Origin of the sequence: Streptomyces sp. NPDC007346, assembly GCF_040703535.1 — a bacterium.
Lineage (GTDB): Bacteria > Actinomycetota > Actinomycetes > Streptomycetales > Streptomycetaceae > Streptomyces.
Genome location: NZ_JBEYKR010000001.1, coordinates 191,938 through 217,567, shown reverse-complemented (window position 1 = coordinate 217,567; position 25,630 = coordinate 191,938). Strand labels below are relative to the sequence as shown.

The 25,630-nt window shown below is 71.1% G+C and carries 24 protein-coding genes and 2 tRNA genes; 3 read left to right on the top strand and 23 right to left on the bottom strand.

Annotated features, from left to right (window positions below; genetic code table 11):
* Positions 1-40: 40 nt before the first annotated feature.
* The 10 genes from AB0917_RS00850 to AB0917_RS00805 all read right to left on the bottom strand — a co-directional run bounded on the left by AB0917_RS00850 (position 41) and on the right by AB0917_RS00805 (position 5,079).
* Positions 41-113, bottom strand: a tRNA-Ala gene (locus AB0917_RS00850).
* A 140-nt stretch (positions 114-253) separates the two neighbouring features.
* The gene (locus AB0917_RS00845) at positions 254-487 is read right to left on the bottom strand and encodes a hypothetical protein (protein WP_015608461.1); all 234 of its coding nucleotides are present in this window, start codon (positions 485-487) and stop codon (positions 254-256) included.
* Between the two features lie 3 nt (positions 488-490).
* On the bottom strand, positions 491-679 hold the full coding sequence (locus AB0917_RS00840; protein ID WP_093693263.1) for a hypothetical protein: 189 nt from the start codon (positions 677-679) through the stop codon (positions 491-493).
* A gap of 131 nt (positions 680-810) precedes the next feature.
* Positions 811-883: transfer RNA gene (locus AB0917_RS00835), tRNA-Ala, on the bottom strand.
* A 172-nt stretch (positions 884-1,055) separates the two neighbouring features.
* Positions 1,056-1,709: a histidine phosphatase family protein gene (locus tag AB0917_RS00830; RefSeq protein ID WP_366817277.1), complete on the bottom strand. Its 654-nt coding sequence runs from the start codon at positions 1,707-1,709 to the stop codon at positions 1,056-1,058.
* Positions 1,706-2,137 carry a ribosome silencing factor gene (gene rsfS / locus AB0917_RS00825; protein WP_010062919.1) on the bottom strand — a complete coding sequence of 144 codons (432 nt, stop codon included), beginning with the start codon at positions 2,135-2,137 and terminating at the stop codon, positions 1,706-1,708. Before rsfS ends, AB0917_RS00830 begins: the two co-directional genes overlap by 4 nt.
* 74 nt (positions 2,138-2,211) lie before the next feature.
* The gene (locus AB0917_RS00820) at positions 2,212-4,005 is read right to left on the bottom strand and encodes an LCP family protein (protein WP_366817264.1); all 1,794 of its coding nucleotides are present in this window, start codon (positions 4,003-4,005) and stop codon (positions 2,212-2,214) included.
* A 19-nt stretch (positions 4,006-4,024) separates the two neighbouring features.
* Positions 4,025-4,642 carry a nicotinate-nucleotide adenylyltransferase gene (nadD, locus tag AB0917_RS00815; protein WP_093693259.1) on the bottom strand — a complete coding sequence of 206 codons (618 nt, stop codon included), beginning with the start codon at positions 4,640-4,642 and terminating at the stop codon, positions 4,025-4,027.
* 38 nt (positions 4,643-4,680) lie between these two features.
* Complete coding sequence (locus tag AB0917_RS00810) at positions 4,681-4,842, bottom strand: hypothetical protein (RefSeq protein ID WP_366817263.1); 162 nt, start codon at positions 4,840-4,842, stop codon at positions 4,681-4,683.
* Positions 4,843-4,926: 84 nt separating this feature from the next.
* Positions 4,927-5,079 carry a hypothetical protein gene (locus tag AB0917_RS00805; protein WP_366817262.1) on the bottom strand — a complete coding sequence of 51 codons (153 nt, stop codon included), beginning with the start codon at positions 5,077-5,079 and terminating at the stop codon, positions 4,927-4,929.
* A 110-nt stretch (positions 5,080-5,189) separates the two neighbouring features.
* On the opposite strand from AB0917_RS00805, the gene AB0917_RS00800 reads away from it, so the two are divergent.
* Positions 5,190-6,308 (top strand): M48 family metallopeptidase, encoded by a 1,119-nt coding sequence (locus AB0917_RS00800; RefSeq protein ID WP_366817261.1) that lies wholly within the window; start codon positions 5,190-5,192, stop codon positions 6,306-6,308.
* Here AB0917_RS00800 and AB0917_RS00795 read toward each other — a convergent pair.
* The 5 genes from AB0917_RS00795 to proB all read right to left on the bottom strand — a co-directional run bounded on the left by AB0917_RS00795 (position 6,244) and on the right by proB (position 11,539).
* Positions 6,244-7,374: a hypothetical protein gene (locus AB0917_RS00795; RefSeq protein WP_366817260.1), complete on the bottom strand. Its 1,131-nt coding sequence runs from the start codon at positions 7,372-7,374 to the stop codon at positions 6,244-6,246. The genes AB0917_RS00800 and AB0917_RS00795 overlap by 65 nt on opposite strands.
* Positions 7,375-7,606: 232 nt before the next feature.
* Positions 7,607-8,167 (bottom strand): hypothetical protein, encoded by a 561-nt coding sequence (locus tag AB0917_RS00790; protein ID WP_366817259.1) that lies wholly within the window; start codon positions 8,165-8,167, stop codon positions 7,607-7,609.
* 234 nt (positions 8,168-8,401) lie between these two features.
* Positions 8,402-9,685, bottom strand: a complete 1,284-nt coding sequence (locus tag AB0917_RS00785) for a glutamate-5-semialdehyde dehydrogenase (RefSeq protein ID WP_366817258.1) — start codon at positions 9,683-9,685, stop codon at positions 8,402-8,404.
* 116 nt (positions 9,686-9,801) lie between these two features.
* Positions 9,802-10,293: a hypothetical protein gene (locus tag AB0917_RS00780; RefSeq protein ID WP_366817257.1), complete on the bottom strand. Its 492-nt coding sequence runs from the start codon at positions 10,291-10,293 to the stop codon at positions 9,802-9,804.
* Positions 10,294-10,420: 127 nt separating this feature from the next.
* Positions 10,421-11,539 (bottom strand): glutamate 5-kinase, encoded by a 1,119-nt coding sequence (gene proB / locus AB0917_RS00775; protein ID WP_366817256.1) that lies wholly within the window; start codon positions 11,537-11,539, stop codon positions 10,421-10,423.
* A 210-nt stretch (positions 11,540-11,749) separates the two neighbouring features.
* Between proB and AB0917_RS00770 the strand changes: the two genes are divergently transcribed.
* The gene (locus AB0917_RS00770; protein ID WP_366817255.1) at positions 11,750-13,174 is read left to right on the top strand and encodes a polysaccharide pyruvyl transferase family protein; all 1,425 of its coding nucleotides are present in this window, start codon (positions 11,750-11,752) and stop codon (positions 13,172-13,174) included.
* A gap of 45 nt (positions 13,175-13,219) precedes the next feature.
* Here the strand turns inward: AB0917_RS00770 and AB0917_RS00765 are convergent, their stop codons facing one another.
* The 6 genes from AB0917_RS00765 to rplU form a co-directional block, all read right to left on the bottom strand.
* Entirely contained in the window at positions 13,220-14,461 is a 1,242-nt protein-coding gene (locus tag AB0917_RS00765; RefSeq protein ID WP_366817254.1) for a glycosyltransferase family A protein, read from the bottom strand.
* A gap of 162 nt (positions 14,462-14,623) precedes the next feature.
* The gene (locus tag AB0917_RS00760; RefSeq protein WP_366817276.1) at positions 14,624-16,741 is read right to left on the bottom strand and encodes a hypothetical protein; all 2,118 of its coding nucleotides are present in this window, start codon (positions 16,739-16,741) and stop codon (positions 14,624-14,626) included.
* Positions 16,742-16,981: 240 nt separating this feature from the next.
* Entirely contained in the window at positions 16,982-18,481 is a 1,500-nt protein-coding gene (locus tag AB0917_RS00755; RefSeq protein ID WP_366817253.1) for a bifunctional cytidylyltransferase/SDR family oxidoreductase, read from the bottom strand.
* Between the two features lie 488 nt (positions 18,482-18,969).
* A complete protein-coding gene (gene obgE, locus AB0917_RS00750; RefSeq protein ID WP_366817252.1) occupies positions 18,970-20,406 on the bottom strand; it encodes a GTPase ObgE in 1,437 nt (478 codons plus the stop codon).
* A gap of 143 nt (positions 20,407-20,549) precedes the next feature.
* Complete coding sequence (gene rpmA, locus AB0917_RS00745; RefSeq protein ID WP_164612097.1) at positions 20,550-20,807, bottom strand: 50S ribosomal protein L27; 258 nt, start codon at positions 20,805-20,807, stop codon at positions 20,550-20,552.
* 14 nt (positions 20,808-20,821) lie between these two features.
* A complete protein-coding gene (gene rplU, locus AB0917_RS00740) occupies positions 20,822-21,142 on the bottom strand; it encodes a 50S ribosomal protein L21 (RefSeq protein WP_008738952.1) in 321 nt (106 codons plus the stop codon).
* Positions 21,143-21,445: 303 nt separating this feature from the next.
* On the opposite strand from rplU, the gene AB0917_RS00735 reads away from it, so the two are divergent.
* Positions 21,446-22,057: an acyltransferase gene (locus AB0917_RS00735; RefSeq protein WP_366817251.1), complete on the top strand. Its 612-nt coding sequence runs from the start codon at positions 21,446-21,448 to the stop codon at positions 22,055-22,057.
* 113 nt (positions 22,058-22,170) lie between these two features.
* Here AB0917_RS00735 and AB0917_RS00730 read toward each other — a convergent pair whose 3' ends face one another.
* On the bottom strand, positions 22,171-24,306 hold the full coding sequence (locus tag AB0917_RS00730; RefSeq protein WP_366817250.1) for a glycosyltransferase: 2,136 nt from the start codon (positions 24,304-24,306) through the stop codon (positions 22,171-22,173).
* A complete protein-coding gene (locus AB0917_RS00725) occupies positions 24,303-25,628 on the bottom strand; it encodes a glycosyl transferase (RefSeq protein ID WP_366817274.1) in 1,326 nt (441 codons plus the stop codon). Before AB0917_RS00725 ends, AB0917_RS00730 begins: the two co-directional genes overlap by 4 nt.
* Between the last annotated feature and the right edge of the window lie 2 nt (positions 25,629-25,630).

Below are 25,630 nucleotides of genomic sequence, written 5' to 3'. Positions count from 1 at the left end.
TAGGGGTCCAACCTTCGCGGGGTCCCCCGCTTCCTCACTGTGGAGCTAAGGAGAATTGAACTCCTGACCTCCTGCATGCCATGCAGGCGCTCTACCAACTGAGCTATAGCCCCTTGCTGTCCGCCGCCCGGTTTCCCTTGGCGACATCGAGAACATTACACGGTCCCCCCGGTGCTTCACCAAATCGTTTCCGGTGCGTGCGCATATGCCCGAATCATCCCGCAGGTTGAACCGTCAGGCGCAGGTCAGAGGGTCAGGCCGTGGCGAAGGAGTAGAACCGCTTGAGGGTGCAGTGCTCCTCCAGGAGCCGCCCGTAGATCGGCTCCCCCTCCAGCTCCCGGTAGGTCTCGATGGGGTCGCCTTTTATGATCAGCGCCCGCGCGCATTCCTCGCACCAGTACTGGTATTCCGGGTTGATCGGGTCCATGTCCCTGACAATGGGCGTACCGCTGCCGCACCAGTCGCACTTACGCCTGTGTGCACCCATCAGTCAGCTCCAGCTGTGGCCGCAGGCCGTGCACACGTAGGAGACCCCTCCGTTGTCGCCCAGGACTTGGGCCACGTGGGACGAACCGCAGGACGGACAGCCGAGCCGGGATCGATCTTCGGACGTTACGGGGCCGGGGGACGAGGTGGCGACAAGGGGCAGGTCGGGGACGCGTTCGCGACTCGCAGGCATCGCGCTCCCTCCCGATCGGTCCGTCGCCCCCTCCGGCGCTCCGATTCTGCCATGACCCCGCAAGGGGGTCAGCCCGCTTCACGCCCCTATGCAGAGGATCCCGCCCCCAGACGGGGACGGGATCCTGATTGTGGAGCTAAGGAGAATTGAACTCCTGACCTCCTGCATGCCATGCAGGCGCTCTACCAACTGAGCTATAGCCCCGCTGTTCGCTCTGTTTCCCTGCGTTTCCGCGCTGCGAACAAGAAGAACTTTAGCCTGTGACCTGCCGGAAAGTGAAATCCGGCCGCGGCCGCCCGGGGAGGGCCCGCGGGAGGGCCCGCGAACAGCGCCCCGGAGGCTCCGATCCGCAGGCGTACCGGACCCGCGCGAGGCCCTAGACGTCGTCGCCGAGCACCGGCTCCGGCAGCGTGCCGGCGTTGTGCTCCAGCAGGCGCCAGCCGCGCGCGCCCTCGCCCAGGACGGACCAGCAGCAGTTGGTCAGCCCACCGAGCCCTTCCCAGTGGTGCGCCTCCAGGCCGAGGAGACGGCCGATCGTCGTCCTGATCGTGCCGCCGTGGCTGACCACGACGAGCGTGCCGTCGGCCGGCAGCTTCTCGGCATGCTCCAGGACGACCGGGGCGGCCCGGTCGGCGACCTCGGTCTCCAGCTCGCCGCCGCCCCTGCGCACCGGCTCGCCGCGCTTCCACGCCGTGTACTGCTCGCCGTACCGCTCGACGATCTCCTCGTGCGTCAGGCCCTGCCAGGCGCCCGCGTACGTCTCACGGAGTGCGGCGTCATGGGCCACGGTGAGGCCGGTGACGGCCGCGAGCTCGGCGGCCGTGGCCACCGCCCGCCGGAGGTCGGAGGCTACGACGGCGTCGGGCTTCAGCGAGGCGAGCAGCCGGGCGGCCCTGCGGGCCTGCCCGACGCCCTCCTCGGTCAGCTCGATGTCCGTGGAGCCCTGGAAGCGCCGCTCCAGGTTCCACGCGGTCTGGCCGTGACGCCAGAGGACGATCCTGCGGCCCCTGCCGCTGCGGCTGCCGTTCAGCTCTGGTCACCTTCCGTGCCGCCGTTGAGCTGTGCGTGCTCCTCGGCCTTGCCGCGGGTCTTGATCGCGTCCTCGGGGAGGGCGATCTCCGGGCAGTCCTTCCACAGGCGCTCCAGCGCGTAGAAGACGCGCTCCTCGCTGTGCTGGACGTGGATGACGATGTCGACGTAGTCGAGGAGGATCCAGCGGGCGTCGCGGTCGCCCTCACGGCGCACCGGCTTGGCGCCGAGCTCCTTCTGGAGCCGCTCCTCGATCTCGTCGACGATCGACTTGACCTGGCGGTCGTTGGGGGCCGAGGCCAGCAGGAAGGCATCGGTGATCGACAGCACATCGCTGACGTCGTAGGCGATGATGTCGTGCGCGAGCCGGTCGGCGGCCGCCTGGGCGGCGGCGTTGATGAGCTCGATGGAGCGGTCCGTGGCGGTCACATGCAGGCTTTCGTCGGCGGTCGGATGCAACCTCTAGGGTCTCACGGACCGCCGACAACCCCTCCCGCCGACGATTACTTGACCTCGTAGTCCTGGCCGAGCACGGCGGACACGTCCGCGTTGGCGGCCGGCTCGCCCTTCTTCACAGCGCCCTCGGGCAGCCCCAGGGTCTTGGCGACCTCCGTGGCCTTCTCCTTGTCCTCGGCACTCCGGTAGATCACGACGGACTCGGCCTCGCCCTCGGCCTTGCCGCTGTCCACGAAGGCGTAGCCGCCGTTGACCAGCGTGATCCGGGCGGACTCCCCGGCCTTGGTGTTCCCGGTGGCGTTGCGGACGGCAACCCGGAGGGGCGCGCCCTCCTCGGGAGCCTTCACCGTGCCGCCGAGGATGTCCTTGACGACGCTGCGGGTGGCCGCGTCGGTGAGGGTGCCGTCGTCCTGGACCGGCAGCATCGTCGTCTTGTAGTCACCGATCTTGGCCCGCGAGGCCAGCTTGGCCAGCGAGGCCCCCAGGTCCTTCTCCGGCAGCGACGGGTCCAGGACCTGCGCCAGCGTCTCCACGGTGACGGTCGCGGCCTTGGGGTCCTCCGAGATCTTGCGCAGCACCGCGCGCATGACCTCCCCGAACCGCGTCAGCTGCTTGGCCTCGGCCTCCCCGGGCGCGAGATAGGTGGCGTACGCGACGGCCATCGGGCCGCTGAGCGTCTGCGCCTCCCCCTTCTTCACCAGGGGCTCGGCGCCCTTCTTGGCGTCGGGCACATCGATGTCGGTGTCCATCTCGATGTTGCCGACCTGCTCGACGAGGATCTCCAGGTACGGGGTGTCCAGCCGCCAGGTGCCGCTGATCCTGGTGCCCAGGAGCGTTTCGATCGACTCCCGGGTGCCGGTCCTGCCGTCGTCGTCGACGGACTTGCCGAGCGTGGTGGTGGCTCCGTCGTCACCGGCGACGGCGAGGGTGTTCGGCAGCAGGACGGTGGTGCCCTGCTTGGTGGTGGCGTTGTCGACGAGCAGGGCCGTCGACGTGCCGCCCTTCTTGGTGTTGTGCAGGTGCACGACGATCACGTCACGCTGCTGCGCACCGGCCGCGACGGCCTTCTTCTCCTCCGAGCCGGAGAGGCCGGGGATCATGTCGGCGGACCAGAGGTAGCCGGCCCCGCCGACGACCACGAGCACGGCGACGACGATCAGGGCGATCATCCGGTTGCGGCCCTTGCGCCGCGCCTCCTCGCGCCGCTCGCTGCGGCTCTCGGTGAACTTCAGCCAGTCGATGACGTCCTCGGAGTCCTCGTCGGGCTCCTCGATGAACGAGAACTGCTCGGTGCGGTAGTCCGGGGCCGGACCGCGCTGCCCGGGGACGGCTCGGTCCGCGTCGGCCTCCGGCTCGGGGGCCTGCTCGCGCGTGGGCTGTGAGGCCGGCGGCGGGGCCTGCTCGGGTGCGGGGGCGGCGGACTGCTGCGGGATGTTCCACTGCTGGCCGGTGTCGACGGCGGCGGACTGCTGCCCGGTGGCGTAGCCGTAGTCGGTGTAGCCCCCGTAGCCGTACTGCCCGCCCTGGCCGTACCCCTGGTCTCCCTGGCCGTACCCCTGGTCGGTGCCCCGGCCGCCCTGGTCCGGCTGGGGGGACTGCCCCGCGTAGGGGTCGTAGGGCTGGGCCTGGGGCTGCTGGGACTGGCCGTACGGGTCGTATCCGTATCCCGCGTCCGGGGCCTGGCTCTGCCCCTGGCCCTGGTCCTGGCCCTGCTGGGCGTACGGGTCGTACTGCTGCTGCCCCTGCTGCTGGTACACCGGCTGCCCGTACTCGTCGTAGCCGATGACCTGCGGCTGCTGGTAGTACGGGTCGTGGTCGTACGGGTTCTGTCGGTCGTTCACCGGTGCCCCTCTCCGTGGCTCAGTCGCCGCGGTACAGCTGGCGCTTGTCGATGTAGCGGACCACACCGTCCGGTACCAGGTACCAGACCGGCTCCCCCTGCGCGACCCTCTCACGGCAGTCCGTGGACGAGATCGCCAGCGCGGGCACCTCCACGAGGGAGACGCCGCCCTCGGGAAGTCCGTCGTCCGTGAGCACGTGACCCGGCCGGGTCACACCGATGAAGTGGGAGAGCGAGAACAGCTCCTCCGCGTCACGCCAGGTGAGGATCTGGGAGAGCGCGTCGGCGCCGGTGATGAAGAAGAGGTCCGCGTCGCCGTGGACCTCGCGCAGGTCCCGCAGCGTATCGATGGTGTACGTCGGTCCGCCACGGTCGATGTCACTGCGGCTGACCGAGAACTGCGGGTTGGACGCGGTGGCGATGACCGTCATCAGATAGCGGTCCTCGGCCGGGGAGACCTTCTTGTGGCTCTTCTGCCACGGCTGCCCGGTCGGGACGAACACGACCTCGTCGAGGTGGAACTGGGCGGCCACTTCACTGGCCGCCACCAGGTGTCCATGGTGAATCGGGTCAAACGTCCCGCCCATGACGCCGATTCGGCGCTTGCCGGGGCCGGTAGGCACTTCCTGCTCTCCCATGCGTGCAGAGCCTACTGGCACAGCTGTACGCCTCCGCCTCAGCGGTCGCGGTTGAAGCGCGTGGTGACCCAGAGCAGGAACATCAGCGCGAGGAAGGCTCCGGCGCCGACGACGTAGGGGTTGAGGCTTTCGTGGTTGCCGCCGTGGCCACCCTCGGAGGCGAGAGTGACCAGCTCGTGTGCGGTGCTCGTGAGGCTCATCTTCAGCAGGACCTATCGATCGTGAATCGGAAGGAAGACGTCGGGCACATCGTATGCGGGGCCTTCGGGCACGCTCACGCCGACTCAGTCGTTGTCATCTTTGTTGCGGTAACCACGCAGCAGGAACCAGGCCAGCAGCACCGCTCCGACGATCGAGGCCAGCAGCACGATCCGGAGGGTGGCCCCCGGTCCCTGTTCCTCGGCGACGGCGGCGAGCAGTACGGCGGTGTGCGGCATTTCGGGCGCTCCTCACAGTTGTCCACAGCCCCCGCACACCGTAGCGCCAGCGCATACGCTGGCATTTGTCCGGGGGACGAGCAACGTCTCGTACGAACAGGGGGCCATCCATGACCGACATCAGTCACGAGAACGTGCCGAGCAGGGCGCGCAGGCGGTTCCCCGGGATCTCCTCCCGGGCCTACGAGCACCCGGCGGACCGCTCGGCCCTGGTGGCCCTGCGCAGGCTCACCGGTTTCGACACCGTGTTCAAGGCGCTCAGCGGGCTGCTCCCGGAGCGGAGCCTGCGGCTGCTCTTCCTCTCCGACTCCGTCCGGGTGAGCGAGGCGCAGTTCGCCCATCTCAACGACATGCTGCGCGACGCGTGTTACATCCTGGACCTGGAGAAGGTCCCGCCGATGTACGTCAAGCAGGACCCGCAGCCCAACGCCATGTGTATCGGGCTGGACGAGCCGATCGTCGTGGTCACCACCGGCCTGGTCGAGCTGCTCGACGAGGAGGAGATGCGGGCGGTGGTGGGCCACGAGGTGGGCCACGCGCTCTCCGGCCACTCGGTGTACCGGACGATACTGCTCTTCCTGACCAACCTGGCCGTGAAGGTCGCCTGGATCCCGCTGGGCAACGTGGCGATCATGGCGATAGTGACGGCGCTGCGCGAGTGGTTCCGCAAGTCGGAGCTCTCCGCCGACCGGGCCGGGCTGCTCGTGGGCCAGGACATCCAGGCCTCGATGCGCGGTCTGATGAAGATCGCCGGTGGCAACCACCTCCACGAGATGAACGTGGACGCCTTCCTCGCCCAGGCCGACGAGTACGAGAAGGCCGGGGACCTGCGGGACTCGGTCCTCAAGATCCTCAATGTGCTGCCCCGGACGCACCCCTTCACCACGGTGAGGGCCGCCGAGCTGAAGAAGTGGTCGGAGACCCGCGACTACCAGCGGATCATGGACGGCCACTACCCCCGGCGCGACGAGGACAAGGACACCTCGGTGACGGACTCGTTCCGGGAGTCGGCCTCGCACTACGCCGACACGGTGCGCACGAGCAAGGACCCGCTGATGAAGCTGGTCGGTGACATCGCCGGAGGCGCCGGGGACCTGGGCGGCAAACTGCGCGACAAGTTCACCGGAGGCGCCGGCGCCGCCAAGGGCGGTGCGGGCGGTTCCGCTACGGGTGAGGGCGGAACTCCCGGAGGGAGTGAGGGGCCTGAGGAGGGGCCCCGGAAGGGGTAGCGGCGGCCGGCGGCGCCAGGGTCCCGCAGAGCGCCGCCGCGGGCCGGCCCGGGGCGTACGGGTCGGTGGCGGCGGGGCCCCGGTCGTCGGCCCGCTCCCCCGCCAGGAGCGGGCGCAGCGTCCCCGCCGCACCGGCCGAGCAGGACTGCGGCCCGGCCTGTACGTGGGCGGTGCGCAGCTCCAGCCGGTGCAGCCGCAGGTCCTCCCGGTCGAAGCGGAAGTTCAGCTCGCGCCGGACGGTGAAGAGGGACGCGCCGTCCTCCTTCCGGGGGTCTTCCGCCGGGCGCAGGGCGTAGGTGAAGGTGTGGTCCGAGACGACCTCCAGGGTGCCCGCGCCGTCCTCCGCGTACGAGAGGGTGCCCTGGACCCGGACCCGCGGGTCCGCCAGCTCCACCTGCGCCGGGTCGAAGCGCACCAGCCAGCCGGTGGCGGCGTGGAGCCCGTCGTCGGCGGGGTTGCTCATGGACCGTTCGAACTGGCCCCGCTGGTCCGGGTCGAGAAGCTGTTCGACGGGCCGGCGGACCTGGCCGATGAGGACGTCCGGGTTGAGCGAGGACTCCACCAGGTAGTCCTTGACGATGGCGAGTGCGGTGGTGATCTGGCTGTCCGAGAAGTTCTGCGTGCGTCGGACGGAGGGGAAGTTGATGCCCTCCGCGCCGGTCCGGAAGCCGGAGAGCGGGGCGGCGCCGTAGAGCCGCTCGGGTGATCCGGCGGGTACGGCTCCGCGCGGGGCGAGGGGCACCACGGTGGTCCGCAGCGGTTCGGCCCGTCGGGTGACGGGCTGCGGATAGGGAGTGCGGAAGCCGACGTAGACGGCCGTGGTGAAGGCCAGGGCGATGAGCACGACCAGCACGATGGCGGCCCTGGAGCCGTGGCCGGCCGGGGCCGCAGGCTCCGGCAGCGCCCGCACGGCGCGGGCGTGCTCGCCCATCCGCTCCTGGGCCGAGAACTCCTGCATGCGGGCACTGCGGATGAACGATTCGTCGAAGACAAGTGAGCGGTACTCGTCCTCGCCGCCCTCGGGGTTCTCGGGCGGGCCGTTCGGCGGCTCTGAGCGGCCTGTCATGTCTTCTCTCCCGATCTCCGCACCACGGGTCCGCTCGGTGCGCGACGGTCTGCTTCGGCCGTCGGGCGTCCGGCAGTGAGAAGCCCCCCGGGGAGCGAGGGGTCACATCTTCAGAGTAGATCGATCGGCGCGTACGTAAACGCGGGGAGCGGCGGGAAGTGGTGGCCGCGGCCGCCGCCGTACGGGTGACGTGCGGGCCGGTCCGGCCGTGCGAGGCGGGGCGCCGGGCGGCTCAGGGAACGTGGGGCGCGGCGGAGACGGCCGGGCGGGGGTCCTCCACGGCGGCCGGCGGAAGCGCCCCGGGCTGGTCCACGCCGCTGGTCGCGGGGGGCGGGGCCGGGTCCTGGCGGTTGGCCGAGGTCCCCCGGTAGACGGCGGAGAAGGCGAGGGCGACCATCCCGACGCCCATCACCAGGGCCAGCAGCCAGGCGACCGGGCGGTGCCAGCGGGCGGCGCCCCGGTAGCCGCCCTGCCCGTAGGCGCCCGGTCGGGCGTCGTCGCCATCGGGGTCGTAGTCAAGGTCCTGAGGGTCCTGGCGGGCCCTGGAGCGCCCGTAGGAGCCGTACTCTCCGTCCGTGGGTCGGCGGTTGCGGCGGGTCCGGGCGGCGTCCGCCTGCGCGCGGGCCTCCGCGGCGGCGAGCAGACGCTCCACGGCGGTGGGTTCATGGACGACGGCGGCCCGGACGAAGTCCTCGTCGAACACCACGGAGGCGAAGTCCTTGTCCGCGCCCCCGCGGTCGTCGTCGGGCTCCCAGCCGTCCGGGAACGGCTTGCCCCCCACGTCGTCCGGCACGGATTCAGCGTAGCCGTGCCGGGACCTTTTGCGCAGGTGTTCCGGAAAGTCGCCCGGCGGGCGGCCAGGGGACCATGCGGCCGGTCCTCAACCGCGCGCGTCCACCGGGGCATACCGTCCCGTACGCCGGGCCGGTGATCCGGCCCGGCCTGCGCTCCGACCGGGCCGGTGATCCGCCGGGGCTGCTCGCCCGTACGCCGCCCCGGCCCGGCCCGGCGTACGGGCGAGGCGCGGCTACCGGGTGTGGCCGTCGCCGGTGACGATGTACTTCGTCGAGGTCAGCTCCGGCAGTCCCATCGGTCCGCGGGCGTGCAGCTTCTGGGTGGAGATGCCGATCTCGGCGCCGAAGCCGAACTGTCCGCCGTCCGTGAAGCGGGTGGAGGCGTTCACGGCGACCGTGGTCGAGTCCACCAGCTGGGTGAAGCGGCGGGCGGCCGCCTGCGAGGTGGTCACGATCGCCTCGGTGTGGCCGGAGGACCAGAGGCGGATGTGGGCCACCGCCGCGTCCAGGGAGTCCACGACCGCGGCGGCGATGTCGTACGACAGGTACTCGGTCTCCCAGTCCTCCGTCGTCGCCGCGACCACGGTGGCCTTGGTGGACTCGGCGTGGGCGAGGACCTGCTCGTCGCCGTGCACGGTCACCCCGGCCTCGGCCAGCGCGTCCAGGGCGAGCGGCAGGAAGGCGTCGGCGACGTCCTTGTGGACGAGCAGGGTCTCGGCGGCGTTGCAGACGCTGGGGCGCTGGGCCTTGGAGTTGATCAGGATGTCGACGGCCATGGACAGGTCCGTCTGCGCGTCGACGTACACATGGCAGTTGCCGGTGCCGGTCTCGATGACCGGGACCGTGGACTCCTCGACGACCGTGCGGATCAGGGAGGCCCCGCCGCGCGGGATGAGGACGTCGACCAGGCCGCGGGCCCGCATCAGCTCCCGTACGGAGTCACGGCTCTCGCCCGGGACGAGCTGCACCGCGTCGGCGGGGAGGCCCGAGCCGCCGACCGCGTCGCGCAGGACCCGGACCAGGGCGGTGTTGGAGGCGTAGGCTGAGGAGGAGCCGCGCAGCAGGACCGCGTTGCCGGACTTCAGGCAGAGGGCGGCGGCGTCCACGGTGACGTTGGGGCGGGCCTCGTAGATGATGCCGACCACGCCGAGGGGGACGCGGACCTGGCGCAGGTCGATGCCGTTGGGCAGCGTGGAGCCGCGCACCACCTCGCCGACCGGGTCGGGCAGGGCGGCCACGTCCCGTACGTCGGCGGCGATGGCGCGGATGCGCTCCGGGGTGAGGGTGAGGCGGTCGATGATGCCCTCGCTCGTGCCGGCCTCGCGGGCTCGCTCGACGTCCTGCGCGTTGGCCTCGACGATCTCGGCGGTCCGCACTTCGAGGGCGTCCGCGATGGCCAGCAGCGCGTCGTCCTTGGCGGCGCGGGGAAGTGGCGCGAGGTCTGCGGCGGCGGCACGGGCCCGGTAGGCGGTCTGCGTGACCGGGGACATGTTGTCGTAGGGCGAGAGCGTGGTCATGCCCGCAGGGTAATGCGCGCTCCGCGGGCCCACGGCACGTATCCCGTGATGCGAGACGGCCGACCCGAGGGGCGGACGCCCCCTGGATCGGCCGTGGAACAGCCCTGGCCCCGACGTCAGTAGGGGTGCACACCGACGGGGGCGGCGGGCGGCGGCCCGTAGCCCTCGGCGATGCGCTGGTGGTACGTCTCGCGGTCGATGACCTCGAGGCCGACGATCTTCCACGGCGGCAGCTGGGCGCTGGAGCGGTGCTCGCCCCACAGCCGCAGCGCGACCGCGGCCGCGTCGTGCAGGTCGCGGGCCTCTTCCCAGTAGCGGATCTCCGCGTGGTCGTCGGCGTAGCGGCTGGTCAGCAGGAAGGGATGGTCGTGGGCGAGCTGTTCCAGGCCGCGTCTGACCTCCTCCAGCGGGGTCTCGGTCCCCGAGACGCTGAGGGTGATGTGCCAGAGCTTCGACTGCGGGTGGTCCTCCCGCCGCTCCGTCACCGGCTCCTGGTCGGCGGCGCCTCCCTGTGGCGGGTTCCGGTCGAAATCAGCCCCCGCTCCGACACTCGTCAGGGCGCGGCTGCCCGTGCCTCGGGGCGACGCCCCCGGGCGCGCTCGTCTCACCGGCGGCCTCCTGTGATGTGTTGCTGTGCGAACCCCTGATTCCCCGCTACAAAGTGGACCAGCCCACGGCCTGGTGTGGGGCGGTTTTGGTAAAGGTCCCTGCCCGATGGCCGGACTTTCCGCCGTTTCAGGGGGTGAGACGGGGCGCGAGAATGACCAGATCGTCCCTGTGTACGACCTCGCGCTCGTACGCGGGGCCCAGTTCACGGGCGAGATCGCGGGTGGACCGGCCGAGCAACTGGGGGATCTCCTTCGCGTCGAAGTTGACCAGTCCACGGGCGACCGGGGTGCCGCGCAGGTCGCGCAGCTCGACCGGGTCGCCGGCGCTGAACTCGCCCTCGACGGCGGAGATCCCGGCGGGCAGCAGCGAGGTGCGGCGCTCCACCACGGCCCGTACGGCGCCGTCGTCCAGGGTGAGCGCGCCCCGCGGGGTGGAGGCGTGGGCGAGCCACAGGAGCCGGTCGGCGGAGCGGCGGCCGGTGCGGTGGAAGTACGTACCGGTGTCGCGGCCGGCCAGGGCGTCGGCGGCCCGGCTGGCGGAGGTGAGGACGACGGGGACGCCGGCGGCGGTGGCGATGCGGGCGGCCTCGACCTTGGTGACCATGCCGCCGGTGCCCACGCCCGCCTTCCCGGCGCTGCCGATGGTGACGCCCGCCAGGTCGCCCTCGCCGGTGACCTCGGCGATCCGCACGGCGCCGGGGGTGCCGGGCGGGCCGTCGTAGAGGCCGTCCACGTCGGAGAGGAGGACCAGCAGGTCGGCGTGGACGAGGTGGGCGACCAGGGCGGCGAGCCGGTCGTTGTCGCCGAAGCGGATCTCGTCGGTGGCGACGGTGTCGTTCTCGTTGACGACGGGGACGGCGCCCATCTCCAGGAGCTGGTCCAGGGTGCTGTAGGCGTTGCGGTAGTGGGCGCGGCGGCTGGTGTCGTCGGCGGTGAGGAGCACCTGGCCGACGCGGACGCCGTAGCGGGCGAACGAGGCGGTGTAGCGGGCCACCAGGAGGCCCTGGCCGACGCTGGCGGCGGCCTGCTGGCGGGCGAGGTCCTTGGGCCTGCGGACCAGGCCGAGCGGGGCGAGCCCGGCGGCGATGGCACCGCTGGAGACGAGGACGACCTCGCGGTGGCCGCCGTCCCTGACCTTGGCCAGGACGTCGACGAGGGCGTCGACCCGGTCGGCGTCGAGGCCTCCGGAAGCCGTGGTGAGCGAGGAGGAGCCGACCTTGACGACGATCCTGCGGGCGTCGGTCACGTCCGGCCTCCGCCCGGCGCCACCCTCGTCAACAGGTGTGCGGCGTACGCCTTCGAATTCGTTTGCCCCTGACACGTACGCCGTCCCCATCATGTCGTCCTCATCGGCGCCCACAATGTACGCGAGGTGGCCCGATCGGCTCCTCCGAGGACCGAGGAACGGACTGTTGACGCAATCTTCGCCAGGCGTTCACCAGGCTACGCTTTACGCGTGACTGACGCATTGGCCAGGAAAAGGCGCATTCTTCTCCGATCGGGCAAAAGTCCTTTCGATGCGGACTCCCTCGAACGGTCGCTCCACAGAGACGTCTTCGCGACGAACGCGGGAAACCTGATCTTCAGCGACGCCGCGCACAAGATCCTGACGACCCCGCAGACGGAAGTGGTCTCCAACGGGATCCGGGCGGTCGCGTCCGAGGCGGAGCGCATCAACGAGGAGTACGACGTCTTCGTCGTGCCCCTGGCCAACGCCTTCCGCCCGACGTTCGAGCGGGCGTTGACGCGGATGACGCAGCTGATCAAGAGGTTACGGATCCCCGTGGTCGTCCTGGGCGTCGGGGCCCAGGCCGATCTCAGGTACGACGCGACGCGGCTGAAGCCGATGGAGCCGACGGTCAGGCAGTTCGTCACGGCGGTCCTCGACCGCAGCGTATCCATCGGTGTGCGGGGCGAGTTCACGGAGCAGTACCTCAAGGACATGGGGTTCCGGGACGTCGAGGTCATCGGCTGCCCCTCCATGTTCATGAACGGCGAGACGTTCACCCTCGACAAGCGGGTGGAGTCGCTCACCCCCGACTCCCGCGTCTCGGTGAACGGCTCGCACAGCGCCGTCCGCGCGCACGGGCTCGACGCCGTCATCCGCCGGGCCCACCGGCGCTATCCGCACCTCAGGTTCGTCGGACAGAACCTCCTCGAGGCCGAGCTGCTGCACTGGCGCGAGACCGCGCACCCCACGGGCGCCCAGACCTCGATGCCGACGCACCCGTCGCACCCGATGTACCGCGAGGACAAGGTCCGGCTCTATGTCGACCCGGCCACCTGGATCGGCGAGCTGCGGGAGTTCGACTTCTCCTTCGGCTCCCGCATCCACGGCAACATCGCGGCGCTGCTGGCCGGTGTCCCGAGCACCGTCCTGTGCAGCGACTCCCGGACCCTGGAGCTGTGCCGGTACTTCGGCATCCCGCACCGCAAGATCTCCGAGGTCCCCAGGACCGTCGACCCCGCCGAGCTGTACGAGGCGGCCGACTTCGGGGAGCTCGTCAACGGGCACAAGGAACGCTTCCTGCGCTTCACCGGGTTCATGGAGAAGAACGGCCTGGAGAACACGTTCACGCACGGCGACGGGGGTGCCGCGTTCGACGCGCGGCTGGCCGGCCTCACGCTCCCGCCCGCCGTGCGCCCGTGGATCGACAGCGACCCCGAGACCCTGAGCGGCCGCTTCAACTGGCTGCGAGGCCGTATGGAGGAGCTGTCCTCGGAGAACGACCAGCTGCGCGGGCAGCTCGCCAGGAAGACGCCCCCGGTCAGCATCAAGGTGCAGACGAGCCGGCGAGGAGCGACCTTGCCGTCGGCCTACCGGCGGGCCCGCCGCGTGGTGGCGCGCCCGGTCAGGAAACTGCTGCGCCCCGAGGAGTGAGACCCCGGGGGGTGACCAGGGGCCGAGGGCCCCGCCGGACACCCTCTAGGCCCGCCGTGGGACATGCAGGGCTTGCAGGGTGGACCGCGCCGTCCTGCGCGCCTTGTGCACCAGGCGTCGTACGAAGACCGCGGCGGTCTGGCGCTCCGGCACCGCGGTCCTCCCGCCGCCGATCCGTTCGGTCACGGTCAGCTCGTACACCGGGTCCGGCAGCCCCGCCCGGTCGCCGAGGTGCGGGTAGGCGAGGTGGAGCCGGCCCCTCAGCCCCTTGCGGACCACCTTGGGTCTCTTCCCGTCCTCCATGAACTCCAGGACGCTCAGGAGGATGTCGATCCGGCCCTGGGCCACGCAGGTCAGCCGGAGCCTCTCCTGGACCTTGAGGCGGCGGGCCAGCCCCGGCGTCCAGTGGGCCCGCATCAGCGGGGCCGCCAGTTCCATCTTCTTCTTCCGCACGGCCTCGCTCTGCCGCAGCAGGGAGGGGCCGAACTGCGGCAGCAGGGTGATGACGAAGGGCCGGACCATCAGGGCGTCGCGCCGCTCCCCCGGCGGGACGTGGGCGGCGATGAGCTCCATGAGCGCCCTGGCCGAGTCGAAGCGCGGCACGTAACCGCCGCTCTTGGTGACGTGTTTGCCGTCCTCCCGGCCCACCAGGTAGTAGCAGATGTGGTCGGCGACGACGGAGACGCCGTTGCCGCGCAGATACGCCTCCATCGTGAACAGGGCGTCCTCGCCCGTCCTCAGCTTCTCGTCGAAGCGCATGCCGAGCCGTACGAGGAGGTCGCGCCGGAACAGTTTCTGCGCGCTCAGCGTGAATTTGATGTTGGAGTCGTAGAGGTCGGCGCGCTCGACGGTCTCCTTCCACATCGACTTGGCGGCGGCGCGATCGACGCCGACGATCTTTCCGAGCACCACGTCCGTGCCCGCCCGGTCCCCCATGGCGACCATGCGCTCCAGAGCTTCCTCACCGAAATAGTCGTCGGCGTCGAGAAAGAAGACGTACCGGCCGCGGGCGAGTCCCAGGCCCACATTCCGCGGACCGCTGGGGCCGCCGGAATTGGCCTGCCGGAGCACACGCATGGGGATCGCCGTCCGGGCGGCGAATTCCTCCAGGTATTCGCCCGTGCCGTCGGTGGAACCGTCGTCGACCGCGACGATCTCCAGGCGTTCGGCGCCGATCGTCTGCGCGTCGACGGACTCCAGGCACCGGATCAGGTAGGGCATCGCTTCATACGCCCCGATGATCACACTGACGTCGGGCTCGTGGTTCGTCCTGGGCATGTCGGCCATGTGCACCTGTCGATTTGATCACGAAAGAAGATGAATTGCCCGACTCTGCACATTTTTGCATCGACATGCCGAACGACCCGTACATTTCCTTCCCCGGTGGGGAGATGTACGGGTCGCTGTGGGGGTTGCGTCTTTTTCGGACAGTCCGATCAGCGGTGCGCCTCAGTGCGCCGTCGTGGTCCCTTCCGCGACCGCGCTCTCCACCGCTGCCGCCGCCTCGCCCTCCAGGGCGGCCACCGCGTCCGGGTCCGCCGTCGCACCGGCCTCGGCCAGCGCCTCCGCCTCGCCCGTACCGACGCCGCTGGTGCCCGCCTCGCGGTCCGGGACGGCCACCGCCTGGTCCCCGATCCGCTGGGCGACACCGGCGTTGCGGGCCTCGGCCTTGGCCGCGAGCGCCCGTACGGCGGCGTTGAACTGCTCCATCGAGGTCGGCTCGTCCGGGCCCAGGAGGTACGTCTTCAGCTCCCGGCGCGCCCCGGCCAGCGCGTCGGCCGCCGGGTCCGCGACGGCGGCCAGCAGCTCGTCGAGCTCCTCGGCGCTGTTGGACAGGATGACCGCGGCCCGTACGGCGGTGTTCTGCCGCTTGAACTCCTCGGCGCCGAGCGCGGCGGAGTCGGTGACCGCGTACGGCTTGCCGCTCGCGATGAAGTCGGAGACCACGCTGGAGATGTCCGAGACCATGGCGTCGGACTCGTTGAAGCAGTCGTACAGCTTGGGCTGCGTGCCCGTCACCGTACGGTGCTCCCACCAGCCGAAGGAGCGCCAGTAGGCGTCGTTCCACGCGGCCCTCAGCTGCTCCGCCTCCGCCTCGCGGGCGGGGTCGGCCAGCGAGACCCGCGACTCCTCCGCCTCGTCCCCGCCCGAGCGGCCCACGACCGCGAGCTCCGTGAGGCGGGCGTTGATCCGTACCACCTCGGCCTTGGCGGCGCTCCGGTCGGCGGCCGTCCGCTCGGCCTCCTCCACCCAGCGGGGCTCGGCCGCGCGCTCCGCGGCCGCCTTCCCCAGCATGGCCCGGATGCGGCCGTCGACGGCCTTGGCCCTGCCGCTGCGGATGCCGGTGAAGGGGTGCGGCTTGTAGATGATCCGGACGGGGTCGGCGGCGGCGAGCAGCCGGCGCACGATGTTCTCGCCCGCCAGGAGCAGGGACGTGTTGCCGGGGTTGTCGTCCCAGCCCTCCCAGGTGGGGGCGTACAGCACGGTCGGGATGGGGTTCCTGACCGAGCCCGTCCAGCTCTCGACGGGCTCCAGCTGCGGGCGGCCGACCTCGACGATGTCCTCGTCGCGGACGCCCACGTCGGCCAGCGCGTAACGGTCGCGGCCCGCCCGGCCGGCCGTCCAGACCTCGTCGTAGACCTTGGAGTACGGGTTGACGCTGGCGAGCTTGTCGCTGTCGCCGTGGCCGATGAAGACGTGCTTCATGGTCGGTACGCGCAGGATGTGGATGTTCTTGCCGACGTTGGCCGGATACAGGCAGACCCGGACGGTGGAGAGGTCCAGGTTCATCAGGTGTGTGCCCGCCGGGACGCAGAGCACCGGGACGGAGGTCTCGGCCAGCTGCGGGACCAGGCCGCGCTCCCGCATGATGATCAGTGGCCGGCCCTCGACGCGGGCCATCGTGTCCAGCCACATGTTGCCCTGGTAGGCGGACTCGTTGGAGCCGGAGAAGTAGAGCACCACGGTCGGCTGGTACTCGCGCAGCCAGGTGTCGACGGCCTTGAGCACGGCGGGGGCCGGGGGCACCAGACGGCCGGGGCGCACGTACGGGACGAGCGCCGCGAGGTAGGCCAGGGCGAGCAGCAGGGTGAGCGCGGCGCCGGCGTAGCCGATGCCGTCCTGACCGGTCCGGGCGGCGATGAGGAGGCCGGCCATCGCCGGGATGTCGCAGTGCAGCATCTTCTCGGCCGAGCGGTCCAGCAGCGCGTCCGGCGGGGCGTCGGGGATGCGTACGGCGTTCAGGTCGACGTTGCGGGTGACGACCGGCATGGTGCGGCGCAGCCGGATCAGGGTCGTCAGGGCGCCGTGCGGGGCCTGTAGGCCGTACAGGAGCAGGAAGCAGGCGACCGCCGTGTAGAACGGCGGCTCCTCGGCGAGGTTCATCCGGGCCAGCAGCAGGACGAGCATCAGCTGGCGCAGCAGGAAGCGGATGGACAGTCCGGCCCGCACCTTGCCCAGCCGGTTGATCAGATAGCTCCCCCGCTGGTGCAGATACCCGTCCGCGGCATACGTGACAGCCGCGGCCGCCGCGAAGAGCCAGACGTGCGGAAGGAGCGCGGCGAGCATGACGCAGGGATACCCCAGCACCATCAACAGCGCTGCCGCCAGTTCTGACCTGCTGCCCACACGGGCCAGTCGAATGGCTTTCGAGATCACGAGGAACCTGCTCCAGGGGGTGCCGGTTTGATTCACGTACTGAGAGAAGGAGGAAAACCCGGTTTCACGCACACGGGCCTCTGATATCGCGTCACGCGATAACCGCTAAGCGGTAACAGAGGCCCGTCCACACACAATTGGCGAGGATTATTACACATCTCCCTGGCGGTCCAGCACGGAGGCGAGCGCCTGTTCGAATCCGGAGGACGCGGAGGCTTCGGCCGTCGGGTCCTGCTGCCGTACGTCGATGACGTGACCGGTCAGAGCGGAGAGCAGCACGTCCAGCGAGGTGCTCGCCACGGCCTCCGAGGAGAGCAGCGAGCCCTCCGGCTCCTGGCCGAACGCCTTGGTGCGCATGGGCGTCGCGGTCCGCTCCGGGTTGACGCAGTTGACCCGGATCCCCTCGGGCGCCCACTCGTCGGCGAGCGCCTGGGTCAGGTTGACCATCGCGGCCTTGGTGGAGGAATAGAGGCTGTACTCCGCGCGGCCTCGCGTGTAGCTGCTGGAGGTGTAGAGCAGCAGTTGGCCCCTGGTCTCGGCAAGGTACTTGTAGGAGGCGCGTGCGATCTGGACGGGGGCCAGGTAGTTGACGTTCAGGGCTTCCTGGATCGTCGCGTTGTCCGTCTCGGCCAGCTTGCCGATACGCAGGACGCCCGCGGTGTTGATGACGTAGTCGACGCGCCCGGTCTCCGCGTACGCCTTGGAGAGCGCTTCGTCGACGTGGGCCGGGTTCTCCACGTGCGTACCGGTGGTGGAACGGCCCAGCGCGTAGACGCTCGCACCGTAGCTCCCGGCCAGCGCCGCGATGTCGGCGCCGATCCCGTACGAGCCGCCGAAGACGACGAGGGTCCTGCCGGAGAGCAGCTCGCGGTAGGCGGCCTCGTCGGCCTGGCGCGGGGCGGCGGTGGAGGCGAGCTGGAAGAGCTTGTCGGTGATGAAGACGTCGACCGGCTGGGTGACCTTCATGTTGTACTCGTCGCCCGCGACCACATAGATCGGCACGTCGGGGAGGTACTTGAGGACCACCGAACAGTCGTCGGTCGCCTGGAAGTTGGGGTCCGTCGCCGCGATCCGGTACGCCTTGCGGATCGTGGAGAGCTTGAACGCCTGCGGGGTCTGGCCGCGGCGCAGCCGGGAGCGGTCGGGGACCTCGGTGATGAACTCCCCGTCCCCGCCGTGGGTGCGGGTCACGATGATCGTGTCCGCGGAGGGGATCGCGACGTCGACGGCCTGGTAGCGGTCGAGGGCGTCGACACAGTCCTTGATCACTCGCTGTGACAACAGCGGGCGCACCGCGTCGTGGAAGAGGACGTTGAGATCCTCGCCCTCGGCCAGGCCCTCGCCGAGGGCCGCGATGGCACGCTCGGTGGTCTCGTTGCGGGTGGTGCCGCCCTCGATGATCCGGGTGACCTTGGCCAGCCGGGCCCTGGCGACGATCTTCTCGACGTCGGGCACGAAGCCGGGTGCCATCAGCACGATGACGTCGTCGATGTCCTCGGCGTTCTCGAAGATGGTCAGCGTGTGCTCGATGACCGCCTTGCCGGCGACCTTCAGCAGTTGCTTGGGGATCGAGAGCCCCACGCGCTGCCCGGTGCCACCGGCGAGCACGACGGCTGTGGTCCGGGGCTTGGCTTCGTGCGGCACAGACACAGACGACCTACCTTGCTATGGCGGGGGAACAGTGCGATGTTCGCACTCTCCGTGACCGTCTCGCAAGGTGGACGTCGTCCACCGCTCGCCCTGCGGAAACGCGCGATTCACCCTTCGGCCGGGGCGGCCGGAGGGCGCGGGCCGGTGCGTGGGGTGGTGCGCGGGGCGAGCCCATCCGCGGAGGTGTTGCGTCATTCCGCGCCTTTGCGCCCCGGGCGCCGTGGGGCCGCCGGAACTGCCGGACGGCCCGGTTCCGCCCCCCGGGACCGCCGGACGACCCCGGCTCCGCCCCCGAGACCACCGGATGGCCCGGCTCCGCCCTCCGAGGCCGCCGGACGGCCCGGCCCCATCCGGAGCCGAGCCGTCCGGTCCCGTGACCGGTCCTGGTTCCGTAACCGGTCCTTGTTCCGTAACCGTCCTGGTCCGGATGTTCACCCGAAGGAGTCGCAACGCGCACCGCGGACCCGGTCAGGACCCGCCGGACACGCCTAGAACGGGTCGAACTCGTCGTACTCCTTCTCCGCGTCGTCACGCTCGGCGTCGCGGTCCCGGCGGCGCTGCGCAGCCGGGCGCGGCTCCTCCAGGCGGTGGTCCTCGCCACGGCGGCCCAGCATCTCGGCGCCGGCCGTCACGGTCGGCTCCCAGTCGAAGACGACCGCGTTCTCCTCGGGTCCGATCGCCACGCCGTCGCCGGCCCGTGCGCCCGCCTTCATCAGGGCGTCCTCGACGCCGAGGCGGTTGAGCCGGTCCGCGAGGTAGCCGACGGCCTCGTCGTTGTTGAAGTCGGTCTGGCGCACCCAGCGCTCGGGCTTCTCGCCGCGCACCCGGTAGATGCCCTCGTCGTCCAGGGTAACGGTGAAGCCCGCGTCGTCGACGGCCTTGGGGCGGATGACGATGCGGGTCGCCTCCTCCTTCGGCTTGGCGGCACGTGCCTCCGCGATGATCCCGCCGAGCGCGTAACTCAGCTCGTTGAGGCCCTTGTGCGCGATCGCGGAGACCTCGAAGACGCGGTAGCCGCGGGCCTCCAGGTCGGGGCGGATCATGTCGGCGAGGTCCTGGCCGTCGGGGATGTCGATCTTGTTCAGGGCGACGATGCGCGGCCGGTCGTCCAGGCCGCCGTAGAGCCGCAGCTCCTCCTCGATCATGTCGAGGTCGGAGACGGGGTCGCGGTCGGACTCCAGCGTCGCGGTGTCCAGCACGTGCACGAGCACCGAGCAGCGCTCGACGTGGCGCAGAAACTCCAGGCCGAGGCCCTTGCCCTGGCTGGCGCCGGGGATGAGGCCCGGGACGTCGGCGACGGTGTAGACGGTCGAGCCGGCGGTGACGACGCCGAGGTTGGGGACGAGCGTGGTGAAGGGGTAGTCCGCGATCTTCGGCTTGGCCGCGGAGAGCACCGAGATCAGCGAGGACTTGCCCGCGCTCGGGTACCCCACGAGGGCCACGTCGGCGACGGTCTTGAGCTCCAGGACGATGTCCCGGCTCTCCCCCGGCTCGCCGAGCAGCGCGAAACCGGGCGCCTTGCGGCGGGCGGAGGCCAGCGCCGCGTTGCCGAGGCCGCCGCGGCCGCCCTGGCCGGCGACGAAGGTGGTGCCCTGGCCGACGAGGTCGGCGAGCACGTTCCCCGCCTTGTCCAGGACCACGGTGCCGTCGGGCACGGGCAGGACCATGTCCTGGCCGTCCTTGCCGGAGCGGTTGTCGCCGGCGCCGGGCTGACCGTTGGTGGCCTTGCGGTGGGGGCTGTGGTGGTAGTCCAGCAGCGTGGTCACGGACTGCTCGACGACGAGGATGACATCGCCGCCCCGTCCGCCGTTGCCCCCGTCGGGGCCTCCCAGCGGCTTGAACTTCTCACGGTGTACGGAGGCGCAGCCGTGGCCTCCGTTACCCGCGGCGGCATGCAGCTCGACGCGGTCCACGAAGGTGGTCATGGTTGGTGCCTCCAGGTACTGCGGTCAATGCGGAATTGTCTCTGTCGTAACACGCCGAGGGCGGACCCGCTTCCCCGGTTGCCGGGAAAGCTGAGATCCGCCCTCGGAAGGTGCTGTGTGTCGTTCTGCGCGCGTCGAGGAGATCAGACGGCGAGCGGAACGATGTTCACGACCTTGCGGCCGCGGTGCGTGCCGAACTCCACCGCACCGGCGGTCAGCGCGAACAGCGTGTCGTCGCCGCCACGGCCGACGCCCGAGCCCGGGTGGAAGTGGGTGCCACGCTGGCGGACCAGGATCTCACCGGCGTTGACGGCCTGACCGCCGAAGCGCTTCACGCCGAGCCGCTGAGCATTGGAATCGCGCCCGTTCCGAGTGGACGATGCGCCCTTCTTGTGTGCCATGTGTTCTCAGTCCCTTACTTCGCAGCCGCGGGGATGCCGGTGACCTTGATCGCCGTGTACTGCTGGCGGTGACCCTGGCGACGGCGGTAGCCGGTCTTGTTCTTGTAGCGAAGGATGTCGATCTTCGCGCCCTTGTGGTGGTCCACGATCTCGGCCTGGACCTTGATCCCGGCCAGCACCCACGGGTCGCTGGTCACGGCGTCGCCGTCGACAACGAGCAGGGTCGAGAGCTCGACCGTGTCGCCAACCTTGGCAGTGGAAATCTTGTCAACCTCAACGATGTCGCCGACAGCTACCTTGTGCTGGCGACCACCGCTGCGCACGATGGCGTACACGCGGATCTCTCTCTCGCTCGGAACGGATCCCCTGATGCCAGCCGTTCGCACGGGCCGAGGCCCGCGCCGATCCGGAAGGATGAGCGGCCTCTCCTGGCGGACGGCGCGAACACCGACCGTTACCGGGAGGGATGTGCTCAGGGGTAGGTGTGTACGGAAAACACACCGAGGGTCAAGATTACGGGGCGGGGGTGTAGGGGTCAAACCGGGGTGGGCCCCTCCCGGCCGCGCCGGCTCCCCGGCTCCACCGCCCGTCCTATGCTTTCCTTCCGGGCCAGTCAAGCTCTCCGGAAGGCGCACGCCGTGAACCACAGGGTCCAGCCCACCGCGCAGGTCGACGAGAGCGCCGAGATCGGAGCGGGCTCCAGCGTCTGGGAGCTGGCGCAGATCCGTGAGGGCGCGAAGCTCGGCGAAGGCTGCGTCGTCGGCCGCGGCGCGTACGTCGGCGCCGGCGTACGCATCGGTGACAACGTCAAGATCCAGAACTACGCCCTCGTCTACGAGCCCGCCGAACTCGGCGACGGGGTCTTCGTCGGCCCGGCCGTGGTCCTCACCAACGACCGCAACCCGCGCTCGGTGGACCCCGACGGCAGGCAGAAGCGCGGCGGCGACTGGGAGGCCGTGGGCGTCCAGGTCGCCGAGGGCGCCTCGCTCGGTGCGCGGTCGGTCTGTGTCGCGCCGGTGCGGATCGGCCGGTGGGCCATGGTCGCGGCGGGTGCCGTGGTGACCGAGGACGTCCCGGACTTCGCCCTGGTCGTCGGCGTACCGGCCCGGCGGATCGGCTGGGTGGGCCACGGCGGCGTGCGCCTGGTGGCGCGCGAGGGCGAGCCGGGTGCGTGGGAGTGCCCGCGGAGCGGGACCGTGTACGAGGAGAAGGACGGGGCGCTCGGGGAGCGGGTCACGCCGACGCCCTGAAACCTCCGCGTACGGGACGGCCGCGGAGCGGGTCGCACCCACGTTCCGAGGGTTCCGCGTACGGGACGGCCGCGTCGGCCTCCGTCCCGTACGCCTTCCGTGGGCCTACAGGGTCAGTCCCCCAGCAGCAGCCGGTCGAACTCGGGGCTGATCACCGACCAGTCCCAGGTCGTCAGCGCGTGCTCCGCCGCGTCGGCCGTCGCCTCGCGCCACTTCTCCTCCGTCGCCGTCAGCGCGAGGACGCGGTCCGCGGCCTCCCTCGGGGAGCCGACCACCCAGTCGGCGGGGAAGAGCGTCCGGGCGCCGTGCTCCTTGCCCGCGAAGAACGGCCAGTCGCGGACCACCGGGAGAGCACCGCTGGCGGCGCCCTCGACCAGGCCGCAGTGGAAGCTCTCCCGCACCGAACTGCTGAGGATCACCCCGACCCCGGTGAGCGCGGCCGGTACGTCCTCCGTACGGCCCAGCAGCCGGACCGCCCCGGTGGGCTCCAGGCCGGCCAGGTCCCGCTGGAGCAGGTCGTCGTAGGCGCGGGCCGCCGCGCTCGCCTTGCGGTCCAGTCCGCCGCCGATCACGACCAGGCGGTAACGCTCGTCGTGCTCCCGCAGCAACCGCAGGACCTCAAGGGCCCAGCGCGGGTCCTTGGCCACGACGCCCGCCCCGATCAGCCCGAGGGTGAAGCGTGCGTCGCCGCCGCTCTTCTCCCGGCGGAACCGCCCCAGGTCCATGGCGTTGGCGATGACGTGCGGCGCCGGTGCGCCCGGCTCCCGCAGCCGCGGAAGGCAGTCGGCGACCAGATCGCGCAGGTGGTCCCCGACGAAGACCAGGTCGTCGACCCGGTCCAGGTCCACCAGGTGCGGCCAGAGCGTGAACGCCTCGTAGCTGTGCAGCCGTACGACGATCCGGGTGGTGCCCGGGTCCACCAGCGTGAACAGCGCGGCGGCGTTGGTGCACCAGTCGACGAAGACCGTGTCCGCCCAGTCCAGGTGCGGCCGGAGCACCTCCTCGGCCTGGTCGCCGAAGGCGGGCCGGCCGCCGAGCCTGTACTCCATCATCCGCTGGGCGCCCCGGGCCAGCGGTCGCAGCGTCTCGTCGTCCTTCATGTCCAGGAAGCGGATCTCGACGCCCGGGTGGTCGGCGTACCGCTCACGGATGGGGTGGAGGAAGTTGGTGTTGGAGTACGTCGTGACCAGCAGCCGCAACGGTCGTCCGGCCGGCACGGGTGCGGCGGGCGAGGTGCGGCCGCGCGGCGCGGTCATGGCCCGGAAGGCCGTGCTCGCGCGGAAGGGTGCCAGATAGCCCGCGGGGTCCGTGGCCAGCGGCGAGGTCAGCGCATCGAAGTGGACGGCCCGGGGGAAGGCGAGGGTGAGTGCCGAGGAGAGCGAGGCGGCCGCGCCCGTCGCGTCCCCCCGCGCATACCGGTGGTCGGCGACCGTGAGCGCCTCCTCGTACGCGGACCGGCGCAGCGCCGCGTCGTCGTGGCCGCGCGCCAGGTCCGCCCGAGCGGCCTCGGCGAGCAGCTCCGCGCGCAGCACCCGGCCGGCGGTGCGCCGGGCGGCGTCGTGCAGCACCATGGTGGCGCCCGCCCTGCGGCCCCCCTCGGCCATGCTCAGGCTGACGCGACGGGCCAGCTCGGCCCGCAAACGGTCCGGCACTCCGGGCGCGGCCACCACGCCGCGCCATGACCTGGCGCCGAGCGCGGTGCGCATGACGGCCGGGGAGGAGGCGCGGCGCAGCGCCCCGCCGGCCACGCGCCTGGCGGCCTGCCGGGTGGAACGGGCGGCGGCGACCGGGGACGGCACGGCCCGTGAGACGTCCCGCAGTGCGTGGCGCACCGGCCGCTCGCGGCGCTCCTCGACCGCCCTGAGCGCGGGCGCGACGCCGAAGACCGCGTGTGCCCTGCGGTTCCACCGGGCCAGCCGCCACACCGTGTAGACGGCTGTGGCGTCCAGCGCGACCAGGACGTGGGCCCGGCGCCCCCAGCCGCGCACCTGCCGGTCGCGTTCGGCCCAGGCCCAGGTCCGGCGCGGAGCGGAGAGCTGGGCCGCGCGCTTGACGAACGGCCGGCCGCGTTCGGCGGCCGCCTCCGTCAGGGAGCGCACTCCTGCCAGGCCGAGATCCGGGGCGATGTCGTCCGGGGCGAAGAGTCCCGCCAGTTCGACGGTGGCGCCCGCCGCCCGGAACTTCTCCAGCGACGCTTGGAGGACCGCGGGCTGCGGCGGTGTTCCGGCGATCAGAAGTACACGCGTCATACGGAGAGATCCTCCACCTCGTGGGTGCCCTGGGCCTTTGGTGTCGTCCCGGAGCCCTCATGTCCCTCAGGTGCCGGGGCGACCTGGTGGATGAGGCGGCGGACGGCGGGGCCCAGCTGGGCCGCTCGCGCGTATTGGGCCGCGTGGCGCCGGGCCGCCGCCCGGTCCTCCTCGCTCGCCTCGACGGCGAGCTTCGCGGCGGCGGAGCAGGCCGTGGCGAGCGCCTCCTCGTCGAAGCCGGGGGCTCCCGTCCACAGGGGGTGCCCGGTCATCACGGTGGTCGCGTCGTGTTCCACCGCGTGCGCGGACATGACCGGCAGGCCGGTCGCGGCGTATTCGTAGACCTTGCCGGACGTCATGTACTTCCCCCCCATGATCATGAGGAGCAGTACGTCCCAGCTCGCGAAGATCTCCGGCACCTCGGCCTTGGGTGCGGGCCCCCCGAAGCTCACCGCCTCACCGCGGGCCTGCGCCTGCCGGATCATCTCCATGTGGGCGTTGGCCTCGCGGACCGCTCCGGAGCCGATCTGGCCGCGGATCTCCAGCCGTGAGCGGGCGACGAGCGGGTCGCGCTCGCGGGCGATGCGCCAGCCGTCGAGGACGGACTTGAGGATGTGCGGCGGTGAGGTCACCACGCCGAGGTGGCCGAAGGTCAGGCCCGCGGCCGGGTCGGGGGTGCGCGTGCGGGCCGGCACGCTGTCCTCGTCGTAGCCGTTGCGCACGACGTGGACGCGGTCGGCCAGGTCGGGGTGGCGCTCCCGGTACCACTCGGCGATCGGGTCGTTCACCAGCCACAGGGACAGCGCCCGGCTGAGCGCCTTGCGCTCCCACCGGCCGGAGAGCGAGTCGGTGGTGAAGGCCTCGCCGCCGCCGATGACGTCGACGGACCAGCCGTCGCGGAAGTCGATCGCGTACGGGACCTCGTGCGTCTCCCACAGGTGCAGGGCCGCGGCCATGTTCACGTACGGCACGCAGGTCGCCAGGGTGAGGTCGGCGGGCCGCTGACGGTGGATGCGCTCGACGGCCTTCTCCAGAGCGGCCTTCCAGCCGCCGTAGATCGGCTCGGGGAATTCCTTCATCCCCTTCTCGCGGTACGCGGCCGCCCACCGCGTCGGCCGCAGTGCGCGCTCCTCGGAGAATTTCCGGATGTCGGTTTCCAGGTCCTCGCGCACCAGCGGGAGTTTCACGATGCGTACGCGCGGATCGACCCGCTCGGAGAGGGTGTGGTCGAGGCCGAAGTCCCGTTCCCAGGACTGGTCGGCAATCGTCACGACCGTGACGTCCCAGCCTTCCGAGACGAACTGGTTGGCGGTTTCACGCATCC

Excerpts from the sequence above, each read along its gene's own strand:
- AB0917_RS00845 (WP_015608461.1), bottom strand. The coding sequence starts at position 487 with ATGGGTGCACACAGGCGTAAGTGCGACTGGTGCGGCAGCGGTACGCCC.
- AB0917_RS00840 (WP_093693263.1), bottom strand. The coding sequence starts at position 679 with ATGCCTGCGAGTCGCGAACGCGTCCCCGACCTGCCCCTTGTCGCCACC.
- nadD (WP_093693259.1), bottom strand. The coding sequence starts at position 4,642 with ATGGGAGAGCAGGAAGTGCCTACCGGCCCCGGCAAGCGCCGAATCGGC.
- AB0917_RS00810 (WP_366817263.1), bottom strand. The coding sequence starts at position 4,842 with ATGAGCCTCACGAGCACCGCACACGAGCTGGTCACTCTCGCCTCCGAG.
- AB0917_RS00805 (WP_366817262.1), bottom strand. The coding sequence starts at position 5,079 with ATGCCGCACACCGCCGTACTGCTCGCCGCCGTCGCCGAGGAACAGGGA.
- AB0917_RS00800 (WP_366817261.1), top strand. The coding sequence starts at position 5,190 with ATGACCGACATCAGTCACGAGAACGTGCCGAGCAGGGCGCGCAGGCGG.
- AB0917_RS00795 (WP_366817260.1), bottom strand. The coding sequence starts at position 7,374 with ATGACAGGCCGCTCAGAGCCGCCGAACGGCCCGCCCGAGAACCCCGAG.
- AB0917_RS00785 (WP_366817258.1), bottom strand. The coding sequence starts at position 9,685 with ATGACCACGCTCTCGCCCTACGACAACATGTCCCCGGTCACGCAGACC.
- AB0917_RS00765 (WP_366817254.1), bottom strand. The coding sequence starts at position 14,461 with ATGGCCGACATGCCCAGGACGAACCACGAGCCCGACGTCAGTGTGATC.
- AB0917_RS00760 (WP_366817276.1), bottom strand. The coding sequence starts at position 16,741 with ATGCTCGCCGCGCTCCTTCCGCACGTCTGGCTCTTCGCGGCGGCCGCG.
- obgE (WP_366817252.1), bottom strand. The coding sequence starts at position 20,406 with ATGACCACCTTCGTGGACCGCGTCGAGCTGCATGCCGCCGCGGGTAAC.
- rpmA (WP_164612097.1), bottom strand. The coding sequence starts at position 20,807 with ATGGCACACAAGAAGGGCGCATCGTCCACTCGGAACGGGCGCGATTCC.
- AB0917_RS00730 (WP_366817250.1), bottom strand. The coding sequence starts at position 24,306 with ATGACGCGTGTACTTCTGATCGCCGGAACACCGCCGCAGCCCGCGGTC.
- AB0917_RS00725 (WP_366817274.1), bottom strand. The coding sequence starts at position 25,628 with ATGCGTGAAACCGCCAACCAGTTCGTCTCGGAAGGCTGGGACGTCACG.